Annotated in this window: 23 protein-coding genes; 17 read left to right on the top strand and 6 right to left on the bottom strand. The window is 63.9% G+C overall.

The genetic code is table 11. From position 1 onward, the window contains the following. Nucleotides 1–5: 5 nt before the first annotated feature. From QZY44_RS14380 to QZY44_RS14370, 3 genes are read right to left on the bottom strand one after another with little or no spacing between them, the layout of a single operon-like run. A complete protein-coding gene (locus tag QZY44_RS14380) occupies nucleotides 6–1,097 on the bottom strand; it encodes a phosphoglycerate mutase (protein WP_295447350.1) in 1,092 nt (363 codons plus the stop codon). A gap of 50 nt (nucleotides 1,098–1,147) precedes the next feature. Then, nucleotides 1,148–1,690 (bottom strand): GNAT family N-acetyltransferase, encoded by a 543-nt coding sequence (locus tag QZY44_RS14375; RefSeq protein ID WP_295447348.1) that lies wholly within the window; start codon nucleotides 1,688–1,690, stop codon nucleotides 1,148–1,150. Further along, a complete protein-coding gene (locus tag QZY44_RS14370; RefSeq protein ID WP_295447346.1) occupies nucleotides 1,683–1,928 on the bottom strand; it encodes a DUF1778 domain-containing protein in 246 nt (81 codons plus the stop codon). The genes QZY44_RS14375 and QZY44_RS14370 overlap by 8 nt, the downstream gene beginning before the upstream one ends. A 189-nt stretch (nucleotides 1,929–2,117) precedes the next feature. Here QZY44_RS14370 and QZY44_RS14365 point away from each other — a divergent pair, with 189 nt between their 5' ends. From QZY44_RS14365 to QZY44_RS14350, 4 genes are all read left to right on the top strand, one after another. After that, entirely contained in the window at nucleotides 2,118–2,516 is a 399-nt protein-coding gene (locus QZY44_RS14365) for a DUF2442 domain-containing protein (RefSeq protein ID WP_295447343.1), read from the top strand. A 170-nt stretch (nucleotides 2,517–2,686) separates the two neighbouring features. Further along, nucleotides 2,687–3,403 (top strand): VWA domain-containing protein, encoded by a 717-nt coding sequence (locus tag QZY44_RS14360; protein ID WP_295447341.1) that lies wholly within the window; start codon nucleotides 2,687–2,689, stop codon nucleotides 3,401–3,403. Nucleotides 3,404–3,412: 9 nt separating this feature from the next. Further along, a complete protein-coding gene (locus QZY44_RS14355; RefSeq protein ID WP_295447339.1) occupies nucleotides 3,413–4,204 on the top strand; it encodes a molecular chaperone DnaJ in 792 nt (263 codons plus the stop codon). 2 nt (nucleotides 4,205–4,206) lie between these two features. Further along, a complete protein-coding gene (locus QZY44_RS14350) occupies nucleotides 4,207–5,331 on the top strand; it encodes an AI-2E family transporter (protein WP_295447337.1) in 1,125 nt (374 codons plus the stop codon). 83 nt (nucleotides 5,332–5,414) lie between these two features. On the opposite strand, the gene QZY44_RS14345 is transcribed toward QZY44_RS14350, so the two are convergent. The 3 genes from QZY44_RS14345 to QZY44_RS14335 are packed head-to-tail and all read right to left on the bottom strand — an operon-like array spanning nucleotide 5,415 to nucleotide 7,302. Beyond that, nucleotides 5,415–6,005: a DNA-3-methyladenine glycosylase I gene (locus tag QZY44_RS14345; RefSeq protein WP_295447335.1), complete on the bottom strand. Its 591-nt coding sequence runs from the start codon at nucleotides 6,003–6,005 to the stop codon at nucleotides 5,415–5,417. Further along, nucleotides 6,002–6,694, bottom strand: coding sequence for a type 1 glutamine amidotransferase (locus tag QZY44_RS14340; protein WP_295447333.1), 693 nt, complete (start codon nucleotides 6,692–6,694; stop codon nucleotides 6,002–6,004). The genes QZY44_RS14345 and QZY44_RS14340 overlap by 4 nt, the downstream gene beginning before the upstream one ends. Nucleotides 6,695–6,735: 41 nt before the next feature. After that, complete coding sequence (locus QZY44_RS14335) at nucleotides 6,736–7,302, bottom strand: NUDIX hydrolase (RefSeq protein WP_295447331.1); 567 nt, start codon at nucleotides 7,300–7,302, stop codon at nucleotides 6,736–6,738. Nucleotides 7,303–7,650: 348 nt separating this feature from the next. On the opposite strand from QZY44_RS14335, the gene QZY44_RS14330 reads away from it, so the two are divergent. The 13 genes from QZY44_RS14330 (at nucleotide 7,651) to QZY44_RS14270 (ending at nucleotide 18,440) form a co-directional block, all read left to right on the top strand. Beyond that, nucleotides 7,651–8,598: a diguanylate cyclase gene (locus tag QZY44_RS14330; RefSeq protein WP_295447329.1), complete on the top strand. Its 948-nt coding sequence runs from the start codon at nucleotides 7,651–7,653 to the stop codon at nucleotides 8,596–8,598. A gap of 17 nt (nucleotides 8,599–8,615) precedes the next feature. After that, nucleotides 8,616–9,830, top strand: coding sequence for a SpoIIE family protein phosphatase (locus QZY44_RS14325; RefSeq protein WP_295447328.1), 1,215 nt, complete (start codon nucleotides 8,616–8,618; stop codon nucleotides 9,828–9,830). Continuing rightward, entirely contained in the window at nucleotides 9,827–10,237 is a 411-nt protein-coding gene (locus QZY44_RS14320) for an ATP-binding protein (protein WP_295447327.1), read from the top strand. Before QZY44_RS14325 ends, QZY44_RS14320 begins: the two co-directional genes overlap by 4 nt. A gap of 58 nt (nucleotides 10,238–10,295) precedes the next feature. Continuing rightward, on the top strand, nucleotides 10,296–10,631 hold the full coding sequence (locus QZY44_RS14315) for an STAS domain-containing protein (protein WP_295447325.1): 336 nt from the start codon (nucleotides 10,296–10,298) through the stop codon (nucleotides 10,629–10,631). An 87-nt stretch (nucleotides 10,632–10,718) separates the two neighbouring features. Next, the gene (gene udk, locus QZY44_RS14310; RefSeq protein ID WP_295447323.1) at nucleotides 10,719–11,333 is read left to right on the top strand and encodes a uridine kinase; all 615 of its coding nucleotides are present in this window, start codon (nucleotides 10,719–10,721) and stop codon (nucleotides 11,331–11,333) included. A 105-nt stretch (nucleotides 11,334–11,438) separates the two neighbouring features. After that, nucleotides 11,439–12,836 carry a WecB/TagA/CpsF family glycosyltransferase gene (locus QZY44_RS14305; RefSeq protein WP_295447322.1) on the top strand — a complete coding sequence of 466 codons (1,398 nt, stop codon included), beginning with the start codon at nucleotides 11,439–11,441 and terminating at the stop codon, nucleotides 12,834–12,836. A 13-nt stretch (nucleotides 12,837–12,849) separates the two neighbouring features. Then, nucleotides 12,850–13,584 (top strand): exopolysaccharide biosynthesis polyprenyl glycosylphosphotransferase, encoded by a 735-nt coding sequence (locus QZY44_RS14300; protein WP_295447320.1) that lies wholly within the window; start codon nucleotides 12,850–12,852, stop codon nucleotides 13,582–13,584. A 14-nt stretch (nucleotides 13,585–13,598) separates the two neighbouring features. Next, entirely contained in the window at nucleotides 13,599–15,071 is a 1,473-nt protein-coding gene (locus tag QZY44_RS14295; protein ID WP_295447319.1) for an NDP-sugar synthase, read from the top strand. A 3-nt stretch (nucleotides 15,072–15,074) separates the two neighbouring features. After that, nucleotides 15,075–15,980, top strand: a complete 906-nt coding sequence (locus tag QZY44_RS14290; protein WP_295447317.1) for a glycosyltransferase — start codon at nucleotides 15,075–15,077, stop codon at nucleotides 15,978–15,980. Continuing rightward, nucleotides 15,967–17,142, top strand: coding sequence for a hypothetical protein (locus tag QZY44_RS14285; RefSeq protein WP_295447316.1), 1,176 nt, complete (start codon nucleotides 15,967–15,969; stop codon nucleotides 17,140–17,142). Before QZY44_RS14290 ends, QZY44_RS14285 begins: the two co-directional genes overlap by 14 nt. Before the next feature lie 469 nt (nucleotides 17,143–17,611). Continuing rightward, entirely contained in the window at nucleotides 17,612–17,806 is a 195-nt protein-coding gene (locus QZY44_RS14280) for a type II toxin-antitoxin system HicA family toxin (RefSeq protein ID WP_295447314.1), read from the top strand. Further along, nucleotides 17,803–18,045: a hypothetical protein gene (locus tag QZY44_RS14275; protein WP_295447312.1), complete on the top strand. Its 243-nt coding sequence runs from the start codon at nucleotides 17,803–17,805 to the stop codon at nucleotides 18,043–18,045. Before QZY44_RS14280 ends, QZY44_RS14275 begins: the two co-directional genes overlap by 4 nt. A 137-nt stretch (nucleotides 18,046–18,182) precedes the next feature. After that, entirely contained in the window at nucleotides 18,183–18,440 is a 258-nt protein-coding gene (locus QZY44_RS14270) for a DUF2442 domain-containing protein (protein ID WP_295447310.1), read from the top strand. Nucleotides 18,441–18,492: the final 52 nt, after the last annotated feature.

The following is an 18,492-nucleotide window of genomic DNA, read 5'->3' as shown; positions in this document are numbered from 1 at the left end:
CGCTCCTACGCCGTAGGAGCGGCCCCCCGGCCGCGACGGGCTGCCGCGCCCATGCTGCCAAGCCGCTCCCGCAACCCGCCGCCACGGCGCCAGACTCGACGCTGCCCCCACACGGTCAGGGTAAAAGTCCAGCGCTGCCCGTCATCAAGCGTCACTGAGCCGAGCCGTCCGGCCGCCAACTCGGCGCAGAGTCTCGCCACCAGGGCTTCGAGATCCGCCAAGGCCGCGCACCAGGCGTCGCGCGCCTCCGTCAGGGCCGGCCACCAGAGCGCATCCCAGAAGATCACTACTTCCGCGGACGGACGCAGTCCAGATTCCAACCAGGCGAGTGGCGCCGCGGTGAGTGCGTCCAACCCCAACAGGTGCCCACCGGCCGCCCGTACCAGACCCGCCGCCAAAGGGTGGTCGGCGATCGTCATGGCGGGTGCGTCGGGGACCTTGGGCAGGACCCCACCCCCCCAAGTCCAGACCCCGCTGATGGTCGGCCGGCCCAGGCGCTGCCGCTCCTGGTTGACCGGGTGCTGGTAGAACAGCATCTGCGCCTCGTTCTGCCAGCGGTTCCAGGCACGCGCGTCCGCCCCGGTGGGCAGGAAGGCATCCAGGGCCTGTCCGGTCACGGCGTGCAACGGGCTGGTGCGCAGCCGTGGGCCAACCTCGACCCGCAAGTACCAGCTCCCCGGCCGCGGCGCCACCAGTCGCAAACCGTCCTCGGCAAAGTGCGCGTTGAATGCGGCCACCAGGGCCGCCGCTTCAGCAAGCTCAAGCTCAAGCGACGGCCCGGCAAAGAGCAGCAGCCGGTCCCGGTCGGCATGCAGGTGAACAGGATCGGCGTGGAACCAGTCACCGTCCAGCGCCAGCTCGGGTGCCTCGGCCAGCAGGCAGAGGGCGGCGGAGGGCAAGTCCAGGCCCGCGGGCGTCTTGAGGCCGAAGGCGCCTGCCAGCGTCTCCGGTGGATCGCGGGGCTGGGTCTCCCGAGCGTTCGCGCGGACTAGCAGGCGGTCCAGCGCCGGGGTCCGGTCCAACGGGCCCGCCCCGTCGACGTCGGCGCCAAAGAGTCCCGGGCATAGGAGTTGCAGGCTGGGCTTGGTGGCGGGCAAGAGCATTGTTTTCAGAGGAAAGAAAGTGCGTAAGTGTCTGCCCGACGCCCTCAGGCGCCGGCCATCATCGCTTCGAGTTGCATCCAACTCAGGTACAGCCGCTGCCCATGACCAGGCAACTCGCGAAAATCCCAGCGCTGGTAGAACGCCTTCACGGTGTCGTCGATGCAGTCGAGGATGACGGCGACGACGGGGAAGGTCTGGCTGGCATCGTAACAGTCGCGCAATGCCTGGGCGAGCAGTCGGCAGCCGATACCCTGCCCCTGATGGTGCTCGTCAAGGCCAAACCAAGCGAGCACAGCCACCGGCAGATGGCGACGCGGCAGCCGTCGGATCAGATCCGGGGGCAGGTCGGTAAAATCGACTTGAGCAGTGGCTAGCGTGTAGAACCCGGTGATGGAATCGTCCTCGCCGATCAGGACCTTGGTTGCGGACAGATGCTTGTCCTGGTTGTGAAGTGCCGCGGTCGCAAGCCAGTCATCAACGCGCGACTGCCCGCTGCAACAGGCCCGCCGCGGGTGGTCACTGCGCAACCGCTCGATGCGGTACCCGGTTGGGAAGCGGACCGTGCCGGCCACGTCCGGATCAGGCACCGCGCATCAGAGCGCCGAGTGCCTGCTGGGCTGGGGTCAGCTGCGTCGGCTCACTGAGCGCCTGCCAGAACGCGAGTTGCTCGTCCGGCGTCAGCGTGATGACCTGATTCGCAGCGGCTTCGAGCTCGCGCCGCGCCTGAGCGACGACGACCGAACGCACGTAATCGCTGACGCTGATGCGGCGCAGCTGCGCCGCCCGGGTGATGCTGCCTTTGCTGTCCGGGTCGAGTCGAACCATGAGGCTAGTGGATGAATTGGCCATGCTGCCGGCGGCTAGGAAGAGTGTGACCGGGAGATTGTATAGCGTTGTGCAATACATAACAAGTGGGCAGCTGCGCCTGGAGACCGCCGAGCGCCAGCCGCGTGAACACCGAGAGTTTGGGATTATGATAGGCTTCGATCATGCCAACGGTTCTGCGCCTCGACCATGGTCAGCCCTGACGAATTCGAACATGCCAACGCCCGTGGTGTGCAACGCCGGGAGACCGGCCCGACGGCGGTTTCCGCTCGCTACGATAAGCGCGTACATCGCGTGGTGATCGGTCTTTCCAGCGGTATCGAGCGGTCTTTCTTGCCGCACGCCGCCCAAGGACTCGAGGCGGCAAGACCGGCCGATCTCGACCTCATCGAAATCAGCCCCTCCGGCCTGGGCCTGCACTTCCCCAAGTTGGATGTGGACCTCTATCTGCCCGCCTTGCTGGAAGGGTCCCTTGGCAGTCGTGAGTGGAGCGCGGCCCAACTCGGCAAGCCAGGCGGTCGCGCCAAGCACGCGGCCAAAGCCAAGGCGGCTCGCGGTGGCCGACCCAGAACCGCTTCCGCGACCTGACTCCTGACACCATACTCGTGACACCGCTGCGCAGTGTCACCGATGTGCCAGGCGCTCGGCGCCGAAGAGCACCAGTCGCCGAAATGATCATCAAGGCCGTCCCACGTCTGGCGCCCTCTGACTCCCGGCCCCTCCCCTTCAACCTGACACGCTACTCAGCAAAAAGACCCATGCCCTCCGATCGCAAGGCCATTGATGCCGCTCACGATGTCAACGCGTTCCTCACGCAGGTGGCGGCCACCCCGCGCGTGGGGCCGCCTGGCAGCGGCGGCCGGCTGATCTTCGCCATGGATGCCACCGCGAGCCGGGAGCCGACCTGGGACCAGGCGGCGCGCATCCAATCGGCGATGTTTGCCGATACCCGCGCGCTCGGCGGGCTCGCGGTCCAGCTCTGCTTCTACCGCGGCTTCCAGGAGTTCGAGGCGTCGGACTGGATCGCCGACTCACCGACGCTGCTCAAGCGCATGAACCGGGTCTTCTGCGCGGCGGGCCTGACCCAGATCGCCCGCGTGCTGGAACACGCCAGCGCGGTGGCCGGCCAAGGGCGGATCGATGCCCTGGTCTTCGTCGGTGACTGCATGGAGGAGGATCGGGAACGCCTGGCGGACCTGGCCGGTCGACTGGGGCTGCTGCACCTGCCGGCCTTCGTCTTTCAGGAGGGGCGCGACCCGACGGCGGAACGCAGCTTCCGGGAGATCGCGCGGCTGAGCGGCGGCGCCTGGTGCCCCTTCGATGCCCACAGCCCGGACCTGCTGCGCGACCTGCTGGCGGCGGTGGCGGTCTATGCGGCCGGCGGCCACGCGGCCCTGACCCGGTACGGGCAGGCGCGCGGCGGCGCGGTGCTCCAATTGACGCACCAGATGACCCGCCAGGGTCGTAAAGGCTGAGAGGCCACGATGATCCGTCTACTCATCCTCCCGCTCTTGGGCCTCGGGGTGCTCTGGTTCATGATCTGGTTCCGGCGCACCCCGCCGGCCCGGGTCGCCGACACCCTGCGCAAGGTCATCCTGTGGGCGGTGGTCGGCGTGTTGGTGCTGGCCGCGGTGACCGGTCGGTTGAGCCCGATCTTCGCCTTCATCGGCGCACTGATCCCGGTCGCTATCCGGCTGTTTGCGTTGATCCAAACGATCCCGGCCCTGCAACGCCTGCTGCGTTCGCTGGGTATCCCGCTCCCTGGGGGGCTGTTCGGCGGCGGACCGGCGGCGGGCGGAACCGGGAGCGCCAGCAGTGGCGGCCCCCGCGGCTCGTCCATCCGCACCCAGTTCCTGGAAATGCGCCTGGACCACGCCACCGGGGCCATGGATGGGCGCGTGCTGGAGGGCCCCTTCGCGGGCCGCGAGTTGCATGATCTGCGCCTGGATGAACTGCTGCGGATGCTGGAACTGTATCGGGAGGCGGACGCCCAATCCGCGTCGGTCCTGGAGGCCTATCTGGACCGGGAGCGGGAGGCAGACTGGCGTGCGCGCGACCCGGGTCCGGGGGCCGGGCGCGCCGCTGCCGGAGACGGTCCCATGAACGAGACTGAGGCGCTGGCAATCCTGGACCTGGAGCCGGCCGCAGACGCGGCGGCGATCCGTGACGCCCATCGTCGACTGATGCAGCGGCTGCACCCGGACCGCGGCGGGTCCGGCTATCTGGCCGCCAAGATCAATGAGGCCAAGCGGGTGCTGCTCAAAGGACGCGGCTGAACATGCATCAAGAGACGATCAGCAAGGCGGTGGTCCTACTCCTGGCCCTCGGGATCTCGGCACTCTTTCTGGCCATGATCCAGCCGTTTCTGATGGCACTGTTCCTGGCAGCAGTCTTGAGCGCCCTGGCCCAACCCCTGTTTCTGCGCCTCACCGCCCTCTTCAATGGCCGCCGGGCGCTGGCGTCCCTGACCTCGCTGACGCTCATGACGCTGGTGGTGCTGATCCCGCTCGTCCTCGTCGCGGGCGTCCTCATCTCCCAAGCGCTGGACGTCAGCCAGTTTGTGTCGGTGTGGGTGCAGGAGACCATGGCCCAACCCGATGACTTCATCCGACGACTGCACCGGATACCCTTCTACGAGCAGTTGGCCCCGCACTGGGGCAAGATCGCGCAGCAGGCGGGCGCGGTGACCGCGGCGGTAAGCAAGGTGGCGATGGATGGCTTGTCATCGTTCACACTGGGGACCGTGAATTTCGTCTTCATGGTCTTCGTGTTTCTTTACAGTCTGTATTTTCTGCAGATGGACGGCGACAAGCTGGTCGACAAATGCCTCTATTACCTCCCGCTCAAGACCCACGACGAACGCGCCATGCTGGAGAAATTTCTCTCGGTGACGCGGGCCACGTTGCGGGGCTCATTGCTGATCGCGCTGCTGCAAGGCACCCTGGCCGGTATTGCCTTCGCCGTGGCCGGCATCCCCAACGCGGTCTTCTGGGGCTCAGTGATGGTGGTCCTCTCCACCATCCCCCAGGTCGGGGCACCGCTGATCTGGATACCGGCGGCCATTATCCTCATCATTCAGGGACACACGGTCACGGGCCTCGCCCTGGCCGGTTTCTGCGCTCTGCTGGTCGGCAGCCTGGACAACGTGCTGCGCCCCATCCTGGTGGGTAAGGACACCAAGATGCACGAGCTGATGATCTTCCTCAGCACCCTGGGCGGCCTCTTCATGTTCGGCTTCCCCGGTATCTTCATCGGGCCGGTCATCGGCTCACTGCTCGTCTCCATCTGGGAGATCTACGGGATCGAGTTCGCCGCCTCGCTGCCGGCGGTTGACCGGGTCGCGGATGGCCCGGCGGAGTCGCAACCACTCTCGGCCCCCGCCGATCCGCAGACTCCCGCTTGACACGCTGCGCCTCGCCCATGCGGCGCCCTGGATTCCAAGGGCGCTTTGCGATTGCCACATCCACCAACGACGCCCGTCGCACCTCAACAAGAAACAGCTGGCCGCAACTCCGCCAAGCGGAAGCACTCCTGCGTATGGTCATTGACGATCCCCACCGCCTGCATCAGCGCATAACAGATGGTGCTGCCGACAAACCGAAAACCGCGCCGCTTGAGCTCCCGGCTCAGCCGGTCAGACTCAGCCGTCCGGGCAGGGACCTGCGCCAGGCTGGTCCAAGCGTTATGCCGTGGCGCGCCGTCAACAGCGCACCACAGCAGCTCACCCAGGGTCTCGCCCCGCGCGTACAGTGCAAGCACGGCGCGGGCGTTGCTCACCGTGGACTCCACCTTGAGCCGGTTGCGCACGATGCCGGGGTCACCAAGCAGTTGCGCCACCCGCAGCGCGTCAAACCCGGCGACGGCCACCGGGTCGAAACCCAGGAAAGCGCGCCGATAGCCATCGCGCTTACGCAAAATGGTGAGCCAGGACAGGCCCGCCTGGGCACCCTCCAGGGTCAGCATCTCGAAGAGGTGAGACTCGTCGCGACTGGGGACGCCCCATTCACGGTCGTGGTAGTCAATATACAAGGGATCAGACCCGCACCAGCCGCAGCGAACCAGTGCGTCGCCGGTCATTGCGGCAGCCGGTCCAGGAGGCCGAACAGGGCGGCGTTGAGTTGGGCGTAGTCCTCGGGCGTGGCGGCCAGCATCCGCATGGCCGTCTGGACATGGGCGCCGGGGACGATCTCATTGGCACAGGCCGCGCACAGCCCCGCGACACTGTCCCGCGTAGACTCCAGATGGAACTGGAGCGCGAGCACCCGCCCGTCGTAAAGAAACGCCTGCTGCTCGCAGGCGGCGCTGCGGGCCAGGTGCAGCGCACCGTCCGGCAGGTCGAAGGTGTCGCCATGCCATTGGAAGACCTGGAGCTCCGACGGCAGCGACCCGCAGAGCGGCGACGCCAGTGCGGCCGCCGTCAGCTCGATCGGCAGCCAGCCGATCTCCTGCTCCCGGTTGCGATAAACCTGCGCGCCCAGTACCGCGGCGATCAATTGCGCACCGAGACAGACCCCGATGATGGTCTTGCCGGCCTCGACACTCTCACGGATCAGGGACTTCTCAGGGACCAGCCAGGGGTATAGCGCCTCATCATGCACCCCCATGGGTCCACCCATAATCACCAGCCAGTCGAAGGTCGCGGGGTCCGGCGGGAGTGCCCCGGCATAGAGCGGGGTCACCGTCAGGGCGTGCCCCCGGGCGCCGGCCCAGTCAGCGATGCCGAAGGGGCCTTCAAAGGGGACGTGTTGCAGGCAATGGATGTGCATGGTCGGGGGCTCATGGGGGTCAGAAACAGGAAGCGAACGGCTCAACACCAAGAGTCCTCAGGGGTCAGTTCCTGCGCGCGGCGAATCAGGGCGTCAGCGCGATAGAGCCCGACCAGGGTCTTGGCGTCGGTGATAGTGCCGTCGTTGCACCAGTCCAGGGCCTCACGCAGCGGCAGCCAATGAATCTCCATCACCTCGTCGCACTCTTGGGCGTGGCCAGTGATCGCCAAGTCGCGCGCCAGCCACAGATAGATGACCTCGGTGAATACCCCTGGTGAGCTATGGATCAAGCCGAGCGCGGTCCAGCGCCGGGCGATGACACCCGCCTCCTCCGTCAACTCACGGGTCGCGGTCGTCAACGGCGCCTCGCCCGGATCGATCTTGCCCGCCGGCAGCTCCCACAACCAGCCGTTCCCGGCGTGGCGGTACTGACGCAACAGACAGACCTGCTGCGCCTCGTCCAGGGCCACCGCCGCCGCGCCGCCGGGGTGACGGACGATCTCCAGGTCGACCCGGTTCCCGTTGGGCAGTTCCACGGTCTCCAGGGCGACGTCGATCACGCGCCCCTGAAAGATCGGCTCGCGTTGGAGGATCGGTGTTGCGCTCATGGCGGTCTCTCGCTGGGTTTTGGAACTTTGCCCCGGGGCGTCGGGCCAAACCTGGACTTGAAGCCCCTAAATTAGCTGCCGCCGGACCATCCCACAAGTGCTCTAACACCAGCGCGTCTGACTGAGTGAGGCAGGACATGTCTTTACCACGAGAGCCGCGGGCACATCACGCGTTCGTTCCTGTTACAATCACTGCAATCGTAAACTTGTTTTACAAATGCGGTGAAGCAAATTCAGGGATAGCCGCCGCCTTTTTCGATGTGCCTTCAGCGACATTGAGCGCGCACCGCAGCCCTTGGCCGTCCCCGTCCGTAGCGACGCGTTGCAGCGGAGTGCACCCCGATAATCATGAACTTAACGCGTATCAATGCGCTTGCGAGCCTGCCGCGCCGACCCAAGGTGTTGGTGGTGGACGGGCAACCAAGGCTGCTGCAAGCCTCCTATTATGGCCTCGACGCCGACTGTGATCTCTGTGCGGCCACCGACGGTCCGACCACCATCGAATTCTGCACCCAGACGCCCCCCGACCTGGTATTGCTCGACGATGAGTTGCCCGGAGCCAACGTGCTGCAGGTTCTGGAGCAGCTCCAGGCAACACGATCCCTACAGAATATCCCGGTGATCTTCGTCACCGCGCACACCGACAGCGACCGCGAAACCACTTATCTCAATGCCGGCGCCGTCGACTTCGTCACGAAACCGGTCAACCCCAGCGTGTTACGCTCGCGGGCCACCACCCAGCTGCTGCTTAAATTCCAATCGGACCAATTGAGTACCATGGCATTCCGTGACCGGCTCACCGGGGCCTACAGCCGGCGCTATTTCGAGGAGCAGATCGGTATCGAGTGCGGGCGGGCCCAACGCGACGGCACCGTCGTGTCCCTGCTGAGAGTCGATCTCGATGCCGTCACTGCCTATCATGAGTATTACGGACACCAAGCGGGCGAGGATGCGCTGCGCCTGGTGGCCCGTTTACTGGAGTCACAGCTGCACCGCCCTGGCGACATCATTGCCCGCTACGGCGAAGCGCAATTCGTCTGCCTGCTTCCGGCGACCGATTTCGAGCCAACGATGCAAATCGCTGAGCAGATCGAGCAGGCGGTTCGTGCCCGCGGCATCGGCCACGCCTCGGCCGCGGCCGCGCCGGTGGTGACGGTCAGCATCGGCGTGTCCACGCGCCGCCGCGCCACGGACGGCGGGGCCGAGGCCCTGCTGCGCTTGGCTGACGAACAGCTCGGCCAGGCCAAGGAGCGGGGCGGCGGGCGGGTGTGCGGCAAGGTGCTCAATCGGCCATGAACACCAGGGGCTGATCGATGAACGCGTTGATCATCGATGATGCGGCCGACACGCGGCTGTACGTGCGCGCGCTGCTCGATGCATGGGGCTACAACACGGTTGATGGCGCTGACGGGCTCGACGGCCTGGAGCGGATGGGCGAGGCGACGATCGAGTTGGTGATCTGCGACTGGATGATGCCGCGGATGTCGGGCCTGGAGTTCTGCAAGGCCGTGCGCGCGGCAGCGTTCAAACACTATGTCTATATCATCTTGCTCACCGCGCGTTCCGATAAGTCAGACCTGCTCGAGGGGCTGAGCGCTGGCGCCGACGACTTCCTATCCAAACCGGTCGACGCCAAGTTGCTGCGCGCACGGCTACGGGTGGCTGAGCGCATACTCACGGTGCAGGGTCAGCTCGCGGACCAGAATCGGACGCTGCGGGAATCGCGCGAAAGGCTGCAACAGGCCTATAACCAGATCCAGCGTGATTTGACCTCCGCGGCCCGCATCCAGCGTCAGATGCTGCCCCCGGCAGATCGGCTGGTCTCACCGTTCAGCACCGAGTCGCTCTTTCTGCCCGCCGCGCAAGTGTCCGGCGACAGCTTCAATTTCTTTCCGCTCAACCAAGACCTGATCGGTTTCTACCTGTTCGATGTCTCCGGTCACGGGGTCCAGGCAGCCTTGTTTTCGGCGCGACTCAACGCGGCCCTGATGCCCACCGCCGCGTCGCACCGCAGCCTGGCCGACCTCGGCACGCCGGCCGCCGGATTCCCCGGTCCCGGCCCATTCCTGTCGGACGTGAACTCCCGCTGGATCGATCCAGACGCGGATTTCGAGAACTATGCCACCATCGTCTATGGCACCCTCGACAAGCACTGCGGAGAGGCACAAATCGTGCTGGCGGGTCATCCACCCCCGCTGATCCTGCGCAATTGCGGCGTGATCGAAACACTGGAGCCCGGTGGACTACCCTTCGGCATGTTCCCGGATGTCGACTACCAGCCACAGCGGGTGTTGCTCAACGCGGGCGATCGGCTTATCTTATATTCCGATGGGGTGACCGAGTGCAGTAACCGCCAAGGCGAACTCTTCGGCATCGCGCGGATGCAATCGGCGCTGGCCGCCAGCACCGGCGACCACCGGTTGGGGCTGACACGTGAGCTCGAGGCGCAGCTGCAACAATGGAGCGGGACGCTCGATTTCGATGATGATATTTCGGTCTTGGTACTGGAACGGGATAGCGAATCATGACCACATCGGCGACCACGCTGACGTTGGAAAGCGACCTGCGGAAGCTTGCCGACCTCCAGTGTAGTGTGGACGCACTGTGTCGCGACGCCGGATGTGATGACTCCGGCACCTTTCAACTCACCTTGGTCGTCATTGAGGCGGTCACCAACTGCATCAAGCACGGTTATCGGGGCGAGCCGGGGCACCTGATTACAATCGATTGGAACCGTACTGACGACTGCATCGAGATTGAAATACGCGATCGCGGCATACCGCTGCCGGCCGATGTCCTGAGCCGCACCACCATGCCCCCGCCCGAGGCCGAAGGCGGGCGCGGCTGGCCCATGATTCTGGCCTGGACCGACTCGGCCCGCATCGCGCGCATCGGCGACGAGAATGTGTTAAATCTGACGCGGCGATGTCAATAGCAATGGCAACCGACCCGACCTCGCCGCCGAACCGCCTACTGTAGGCAGGAGTACACTGATGCAATTAGAACATGAGAGTCGCGATGGGATCGATGTCGTCCGGCTGCCAAACCGACTGCTGATGGCCGATGCAGCCGATGCGCGAACCCAACTGAAGGAACTCCTGCTGCACGGCAACGGCCGCTTGGTCCTGGACCTGACACAGACCGAATTTATGGATTCCAGCGCCTGCGGGGCGCTGGTCGGCAGCCTGCAGACGGCCCGCAAAAAGGGTGGCGATGTCTACCTGTTCGGCATGAGCAGCAATGTCCGTGCCCTGTTTGAACTGACCCGACTGCACACCGTGTTTCAGATTTTTGACGATGAAGCGGCGGCGCTGCGTGCCATGCACTGACGCCCGTCGTCGCCCCGGCGGCCGGCCCCGTGGTCGGCCTAGCGCTCGCTCGGCGCCGGCGCGTCGGCCAATCCCTGGGCATTAAGGATGCATGAAACGACGATTATTGGCATCGCGGGCGGCAGCGGCTCGGGCAAGACCACTTTTGCATTACTGCTGCGAGAGGTGCTGGGGCATTCACGCTGTGCTATCCTGCATCAGGATTCCTATTATAGCGATCAGAGTGAGGCGTTTGACTGCGATGGCGGCAGCGTTAACTTCGATCATCCCGACGCCATTGATTTCGCATTGTTGTCCGAACACTTGGAGGAAATCAGGGCGGGCCGGTCGATTGCTGTCCCGGTCTATGATTATCACACCCATCAGCGCTTGCGCCAGACCCAGACTCTTGACGCCTGCCCGTTGCTGATCGTGGAGGGACTGCTGATTCTGGCGCAGCCGCTGGTGCGCGCGATCTGCGATACCAAGGTGTTTATTGAGACCGCGGAGCAGGTCCGCTTTGCGCGACGACTCTCCCGGGATGCACGGGAGCGCGGGCGTGACCCGGCTGGTATCGAGCAACAGTTTCTGGCGCAAGTCAAACCGATGCATGACCGGTTTGTCGAGCCATCCAAGGAGTACGCGGATCGGGTGTATTCGGGAGAGGGCGCGATGGACGCCAGCATTCGCGACCTCGTTGCTGCGATGGGGGGCGGCCGTTGACACCTGACGCAACACGCCGCGCTGCCCCACCCTGATGGTGCGCCGGAGCAAGCCAGTGCCGGTGTTGCAGCCGCTTTTTTATCCACCATGCCAGGATCTGATCTGATGGCGAAATCCGCACCCGTGATCCCCGGTCCGCTCGGCGTTTCCCGCCGGAGTCGCTGGTTGTCCGGTGTGCGGCGTCGCAGCCATCCGATGCTCGCGGTGCTCGGCAATGTGCTACCCCGGGCACTGGATATTGCGGCCAGCGCCACGCTGCTGGTCCTGCTGTCGCCGCTCTTGCTGGCGCGCGCCGGGTGGAGTCGGCACCAGGCGGGCGCGGTCTTGACCTGCGTCCCGCTGATCGGCCGCTTTCAGACACCATTCAAACGACTGTCATTCGCCGGCACCGGCCGGTTTCGTGAACTCGCGGTCTGGCTCAACGTCTTGCGGGGCGATATGGCCATCGTGGGCCCCCGCCCGCTGCGGGCGCAGGAGGCGGCGACCGTGCCGGTCGAAGACCTGGTGCGGTTTATCGTGCGGCCGGGGTTGATCTCGCCATTTGGCATTCGCAGCCGTATCGGTCTGGCGCATGAGCGCGAGTCGGCACTGGATCGAGAGCAGGTCTACGGTCAAACGCTCAAGGGCGATTTGGGCTTGGCGGCGCGCTCGGTCGTGTCCAGCGCGCTTGGCGGCGGCGGTGCCCCGCGCGCCATGCCGCCGGTGATCAATTTCTTCGGCATACCCGTGGTCAACACGACCATGAACGAGGCGGTCGACTGGGTCATCGCCAACGCCAAGGAGACAACCCCCAAGCTGATGGCCTTCGTCAATCCCGACTGCCTCAATATTGCCTGGAAGGATGCGAATTACCGTACGGTTCTGCTCGCTGCGGATCGCGTGTTACCCGATGGAATCGGGATCCACCTGGGCTGTCGGATGCTCGACCTGGCCCTGCAGGCGAACGTCAATGGCACCGACATGTTTCCGATACTCTGCGAGGCCGCGGCCCGCGAACGGCTGCCGATTTATCTGCTCGGTGCCCGGCCGGGGGTGGCACAGGCGGCGGCGGACAACATGGTGGGGCGCTATCCGGCGCTGCGGATCGTCGGCGCGCGCGACGGCTTTTTTCTTCCCGCGGAGGAGGCTTCGGTGTTGGATGCAATTAACGCATCGGGGGCGCGCATTTTGCTTGCCGCCTTCGGTGTACCTCGTCAGGAACTGCTACTGCATCGCTGGCGTGACCGACTGGCAACGCCCGTGTGCATGGGCGTCGGCGGGCTGTTCGATTTCTACTCCGGGCGCATCCCGCGCGCACCCGTCTGGATGCGTGAGATCGGCCTGGAATGGCTGTACCGGCTGATGCAGGAGCCCGGACGGATGTGGCGGCGTTATGTGATCGGCAACCCACTCTTTTTGCTGCGCGTGAGGCAGCAGGCGCAGCACCCGGAACGCTTTACTCTGCCTGACGCAGACGGCGAGCGGCGCGTACCGCCGCTCCCGGCGGATTCGCACCCATCATGACTGTGGCACCGCTATGATCGAACAGACCCACGAGCAACGATTGCGCGAGTTGGTCCTCGCGCGCTACGGCCGCATCGATCAGGCGGCATTCAGGCATCGCTGGCGCTTCTACCTCAAGCGTGCGGGCTGGGTAGGCGTCGTGCAAGGGGCCTACCTGCTCAAGCGGGTGTTCGATATCGTGAGCGCCGCCATCCTCGCGGTGCTCCTGATCCCGGTGTTTGTGGGCGTGGCGCTGGCGATCCGGCTGGAAGACCCCGGACCGATCCTCTTCAGACAGACGCGGGTCGGACGCTGGGGGAGCTTGTTCACCATGTGGAAGTTTCGCTCCATGTACACTGATGCCGAGAAGCGAAAGAAGGAGTTGATGGCAAACAACGAGATGCAAGGCGGCGTCATCTTCAAAATGAGAAATGACCCGCGCGTCACCAAGGTCGGCCGGATTATCCGCAAGACCTCGATCGACGAGTTGCCCCAGCTCTGGAATGTCATCAAAGGCGACATGTCCTTGGTCGGACCGCGGCCCCCGGTCCCCCAAGAGGTGGACCAATACTCGCTGTCGGACCGCCGACGCCTGGAGGTGATCCCTGGTATCACCTGCATCTGGCAGATCTCCGGGCGTTCCGAGATCCCGTTCGACCAACAGGTGGAACTTGATGCCCAGTACATCCAGTCCCAATCCTTCTGGAACGACATCAAGATCCTGCTAAAGACGGTTCCCGCCCTTCTTTTCGGTACCGGCGCTTATTAAGGAGCACAGGCCGCATGCGCGCACTCATATTTGCCGATCGCGTGGGTCTGGAGCTCACGCCACTCACAGAAAAACTGGCGGTTCCGCTACTTCCGGTGGCCGGCAAGGAACTGCTGATCTATACCATCGAGGACTTGGTGGGCGCCGGCGTCCGCGACCTGGTGGTCGTCGCCACCGCCCATGGCGAACAGGCCGGGGCCAGCACCCTGGGCGACGGTGAGCGCTGGGGGGCCACGATTCGCTATGTGCTGAGTCGCGGCGAAGAGCAACCCGCTGCCGTCTGGTCGCGCCTCAGTCTGGCAGACGCCGAGGCGGTGCTCGCGTTACGCGGCGACGTGCTGCGCTCTCCCATCACGACCGAGTTTCTCCAGCAGGCGCAGAACAAGGCCGGCACCTCGGCCTTCTGCGGGGTGGGGGCGGACCCCCGCGGCAGTCTATTGCTGCTGCGTCCCGAGTGTCCCGCACCCGGCGACCTGCTCGATCCTCTGCGTTGGGACCAGCCACGACCACTGCCCGCCGAGGGCAGCTGCGTTGTCGCGGACGTCAGCCTCAACTGTCTGGAGAGCCTTGCGGGCTTCCATCGCGCCAATCTTGACCTCCTGGCGGGCCGTATCCCGGGGCTTGCGATTGCCGGGCGGACCGTCGCCTTGGGCCTGTTCGCGGGCCGCAAGGCCTCGGTCACACCCAAATGCCTTAAGAAGGGCGTGGCCTATATCGGCGCCAACAGCCGGGTACACCCGGAGGCCGAGTTGCTTGGCGAGGTGGTGATCGGCGACGACGTGGTGGTCGACCGCGCGGCGACCATCCGTGACAGCGTCATTTTCCCGCGCACCTACGTCGGCGAACTGGTGGAGGTCAGCAATGCCATCGTCGCCAACAACTATCTGATACGGGTTGATACGGGCGCGTTGCTCAAGATCGACGAGGCCTTTCTGCTCGGCAGCTTGGGGGCCACCGAAGGGCGTGCGCCAGTGTCCTCCTGGGATCGGCTCGCTGGCGCGTTGCTGCTCCTACTCTCGGCTCCGCTGTGGCCGATTGCCGCCGCGGCGGCGGCCCTGGCCGGTCGGGGCCGGCTGATGGTCAGTGGCGAGCGCGTGGGTAACCGGTCCCACCGGGGGGGCGCCACGGCGAAGGTCTTTACCGAGCGCTGCTGGAATACCAGCATTCCGGTGCTGCGTCACCTGCCCAGGCTGCTGGCCGTCATTGCGGGGCACTTGCGTCTGGTCGGCGTGTCCCCGCTGACACCCGCAGAGGACGCGACCCGCACTGAGGATTGGCAACGGGTCCGTGACCAATCGCCGGTTGGCCTGCTGGGGCCGACCCAGATCGACCTGAGCGACGACGCGCCACTGGATGAACGCTTGCTGAGCGACGCCTTTTATGCACGATCACAGACGTGGCAACGCGATATGGTCGTCCTGCTGAGCGGCTTAAAGGCGCTGTTCAACGGTAAGGGTTGGCGCCGCAACGCCGACGAGAGGGAATGAAGAATGGACCAGCAAACTGATCGACCCGACGCGCGCGGATTCGCCCCCAAGGTCGCGATCGTCATGCGTTCATACAATGACCGAGACGTCATTCGCGGGACCCTAGAGATGATCCGGCGGCAGGCCTACCGCAACTTCACGCTGTGGAATTTCGACTCGACCTCGACCGACGGCACCTTGGAGATCATCAAAGAATTCAACGATCCGCAGCACATCCACCAAAACAGCCCAGCCTCTTACAATCCCGGCACCGTGCTCAACGACGCCGTGCACACGGTGGGGGCCGAGGTCCTGGTCTTCATCAACTCAGACGCCACACCCGAGCGCGACGACTGGCTCGCCCGGCTCATCGCCCCGCTCGCCGACCCACAGGTCGGCGTGGCCTATGGCCGCCAGACCGCCCGGCCGGATTGTCGCGCGCTCTTCGTGAAGGACACCGAACGCGCATTCGGCGACGGGCGGGAAGCCGCCAGGTGGGTCCATTTCTTTTCCATGGCCAACTGCGCGGTCTGCCGCGACATACTGGAGCGTTTCCCCTTCGAGACCCGGGTCCAATACTCCGAAGACATCGAATGGTCCTACCGTCTGCGCAAGGCGGGCCTTGAGATCCGCTATGTCGCCGAGGCCGCCGCCACCCACTCACACAATTACACACTGCGCCAATCCTTCAAGCGCCAATTCGGCGAGGGCAAGGCGGAGGCCTGGATCTTTCGTGAGGGCGAGCTCAACACCTCGTTTCTGCGTTACTGCCTGCTGCCGTTCGGGATGGAGGTCTTGAGAGACCTGCGCTGGGCCGCGGCCAAGGGTTCACTGGATGCGCTCGTTAATTCGGTTCCGCTGCGCGCCGTCCAGAAATGGGGTCGATGGCGTGGGCTAACGGAGGGTCGGAAGGCGTATGGCACACACTGAAACAGAGATCGCCCCGGCCAACCGCGAGCGCTATACGCTGGATGGCGATGCGGCGGTCGAGACCCGGATTGCCCGCGACCAGTCGCTGATCGCGCAGGCCGTGACTGCGCTCGTGGCGCCCCCGGCATTCCGCGCCTTGGTACTGATGGGCGGCTATGGACGCGGTGAAGGCGGCTATTGCCTGCGCGACGGGCAACCCGAGCCCTACAACGACTACGATTACTTCGTCGTCGTGCGCGACCTCGACCGGAGCAAACGTCAGGCATTGGCACAGGCGTTGGCACAGCAGGCGAAGGCGCTGGAACCTGAGGTGGGAGTCGAGGTGGATTTCGCACTCCTGCGCGAGGATCGGCTGCCCGCGGCCGAATACTCGCTGATGAACGCCGAGATGATCTGGGGCCACCGCGTGGTGGCCGGCGACCAGCGGGTGCTCGAGGCCATGCCCGCGATGCCGTTGCCGAGGGTGCCACTCGGAGAATTCACGCGCCTGATGCTCAATCGCGGCGCCCTGCTCCTGATGAACCAGCGGCGGCTGGCGGACGGTTCGGCGCTCACCGCCGGCGAACAGGAGGTCTTCTTCAAATACCTGTTCAAGGCCATTCTGGCCTGCGGCGACGCCCGCCTGGCCGGGAACCGATCCTACCAGCCCTCCTATGTGCAGAAAGCGCAGTTACTGAACGCGCTGGACTGGCCTGGGAAGGATGCGTTCATCGACCTCTATACCCAGGCGAGTGACAACAAGTTTCATCCGGACTATAGCCGTTACGCGGCAGAGGACGCAACGCTCTGGCAAGCGCGGGTCGTCACCATCTGGTTGAAGACCTTCTCGTGGTTCGAGGCCGAGCGCACCGGCAAGCCCATCGGCGATTGGAATGCCTATTGCGCACCGACCATCCCCAAGGGTCAGGGCGGCCAGTCCTGGGGCGGATTGCGCAATACTGCTATTACCCTGCGTGACTTCGGTCCGGCCGAACTGCTGCGCCAACCACGCTGGTCGCTGCGCTACCCCAGGGAGCGATTGATCTCGACGCTCCCGTGGCTCTTGTGGAATCCGGGCACCGGCCTGCCGCCAGCACCGGCCGCGGCACTTTCAGTGCCGGTAGGCACCCCCTGGCCGGAGGCGACCGCGACCTTCCTTAAATGGTGGGGACGGTATGCGTGACGGCCTCGATCAAGATTCCCGCCACTTGGGTTCGCCCGGTGCGTAGTCAGGCCATCGTGGCCTGACACCGTCAGGGCTGGAAGCCCTGACGACGCACGCCGCTGGCCGGGATTACGATCGAGGCCCCTGATGTCGTCGCGACCCTTATCGATTCGTAAAGAACCCTTAATACAGCGGTCGCCCACGGGGCGGGATTTTTCCGCGGCGCTTGACGGGTTGTGGGACATCCATTAACCTCAGCGCAATTGCCTGAGGATCGGGGTGGCTAGGTACTCGGACCGGGGCGACGGCACTTAAGGTGTACACACTAGACAGAATCTGTCTAGTACGAAAGACACAAATGTCGGTCTAGTACGTCGAACGCAGACGCCCGTCTAAGAACAGATTTGAGGTACTTAGACAGACATCTGTCTAGCACTACAGTGAGGCCAACACGCTAATGTCGTCGCGAGTTCTAAGCCCATAGACTATGCCTAGAAAAATCAGAGAACTACTTTATGACCTTGAACATGCTGGATTTAGCAACAGGAGCGGGAAAGGTAGCCATCGGAATCTTGAACACAAGAAAGGCATAAGAATAACGATTTCTGGTCAGACAGGAGATGATGCAAAACTTTATCAGGAGCGAGAAGTAAGGCAAAAGATTGAGGAGTCAAGAAAATGAAAGAAAGCGCAAGATACTTAAAACTTGTCGAATGGTCTAACGAAGATCAGTGTTTCATCGGCGAATGCCCTGGAATTATCGGTCCTTGCTGCCATGGTGACGATGAGGTTCAAGTATATAATGAATTGTGCCAAATCGTGGACGAGTGGATTCAAACGATGCAGGATGAAGGGAAAACCCTTCCGCCTCCAACTGCGGGCAATAACTTGGCGTCAAGATTATTGGCAATAGCTGCGTAACTATAAGAAAATCAAAGTAGAAAGAGCGAAATTCTGGCTGACTCCCTCGGCACACTTGGCAGTAAATATCGGGCTTTCAAAAATGCAAATTTGTCAAGCGCAAGCCGTCGTTGAAGCCCATATTAAGGAGATTCAAGATGCCTGGCATCGCCACTTTGGCTGCTGAAGTCACCAATGTATCTAAGCATTGCTTCTGGCTTTTGCTGGATGATGAGGAATTGGCTATACAGTTCTCAGAGTTTCCGTGGTTTAAATCGGCAACCATTGAGCGACTCTCCGAGATTGAACGTCCAACGGAAAACCATCTATATTGGCCGGAACTTGACGTTGATCTTTCGGTTGAATCAATTCGCAAGCCTGAAGACTTTCCTCTGATCTCGAAGGTTTTGGCATGATGGGAAAAACGGCTAAGCTCAATTCCTGAATCCGTGAACTAATACGGTGCGG

The organism is uncultured Thiodictyon sp. (assembly GCA_903837595.1).
GTDB lineage: Bacteria > Pseudomonadota > Gammaproteobacteria > Chromatiales > Chromatiaceae > Thiodictyon.
The sequence above is the reverse complement of the archived record's forward strand: the minus strand, read 5'-3'. Positions and strand labels throughout refer to the sequence as shown.